We start from the raw sequence: 1,148 nt of genomic DNA, 5'->3' as shown, positions 1-1,148 counted from the left end.
GCGATGCCATCGAGCAGGTTGTTGATGTCGCTGGCGCGGTTGTCGAGCGACTGGGCGGTGAAGAAGTTGGTGGGATTGTCCAGAGCCGAGTTGACGCTCTTGCCGGTCGACAGGCGGCTCTGCGTGGTGGCGAGAAGATCAGCAGTAGACTGCAGGGAGAGCAGGTTCTGACGAACCGAGGATGAAAGAACGATACCGGACATTGAGTGTTACCCTTCTGGTACGCAACGCAACAAACTTCGATTAGGATTAATCGATGCCGGGACGGTGAACGCAGACGGCTAACAAAGCATGAAGTGCGTCGCGCCAGTCCTTGCGCGGATTCACCATGTAGACGATCGGCGCCCGATCGAGCCCACTTGTATCGTCATGATCGGATGATGCTTTTTGGTACAGCGGCAACACGTTTGCCACTTGTCAACCATAACTCAGAGTAGGCAATTCGCGGCGTTCGAGTGCGTCGTCTCCATCCGCGCGAGCGGCACTCCGATGCCGATGCAAAAAGAAAGCGGCGGGGCCGAAGCCCCGCCGCCTGATCTTGCTTGCGATGTCGTCCGTTATTAGCGGAGCAGCTGCAGCACGCTCTGCTGCGACTGGTTGGCCAGCGACAGCGCGGAGACCGCGATCGACTGGCGGGTCGACAGCGCCTGGCTGTTCGCCGCTTCGACGTTGGTATCGGCCAGCGTCAGGTTCGACGAACCGGTCTGCAGCACGTTGATCAGGTTCTTGTTGAAGTCCTGACGAACCTGCACGACCGAGAGGTTCGAACCGAGGGTCGAAGCCTCAGAGCGCAGCGTGCTCGACGCCGCGTTGAGGCCGGTCAGCACCTTGTTGGTCGCAGCGTTGTCGATGAAGTCGACACCGTTGGTCAACGAGGCAAGGCCCAGACCCTTCGAGTTGTAGGTCACGCCGGTGATGTTCAGGCTCGACTTGCCGGTTTCGTCGAACGTCAGCTTGAGCTGGTCGCCGTTCAGCAGGTTGACGCCGTTGAACGAGGAGTCCTGCGAGGTCGAGTCGATCTGGCTCAGGATGTTGTTGTACTGAGACACCAGGTTGGCACGAGCCGTCTGGGCAACCGTATCCTGGACGGGGCTGGAAGCCGTCGAGAAGGTCAGTGCCGTGGTCAGCGTGCCGCCGATCGCACCACC

General features: G+C 59.9%; 2 protein-coding genes. Both read right to left on the bottom strand.

The genetic code is table 11. The features are described 5' to 3' along the window. The coding region (locus JQ631_RS32205) for a flagellin N-terminal helical domain-containing protein (protein WP_491018476.1) at positions 1-203 on the bottom strand (203 nt) is incomplete at its 3' end. 357 nt (positions 204-560) lie between these two features. Then, the coding region (locus JQ631_RS32200; protein WP_283841843.1) for a flagellin at positions 561-1,148 on the bottom strand (588 nt) is incomplete at its 5' end.

Origin of the sequence: Bradyrhizobium manausense, from assembly GCF_018131105.1 — a bacterium.
GTDB classification, from domain to species: Bacteria; Pseudomonadota; Alphaproteobacteria; order Rhizobiales; family Xanthobacteraceae; genus Bradyrhizobium; species Bradyrhizobium manausense_B.
This window is presented reverse-complemented; position numbering and strand designations above follow the sequence as displayed.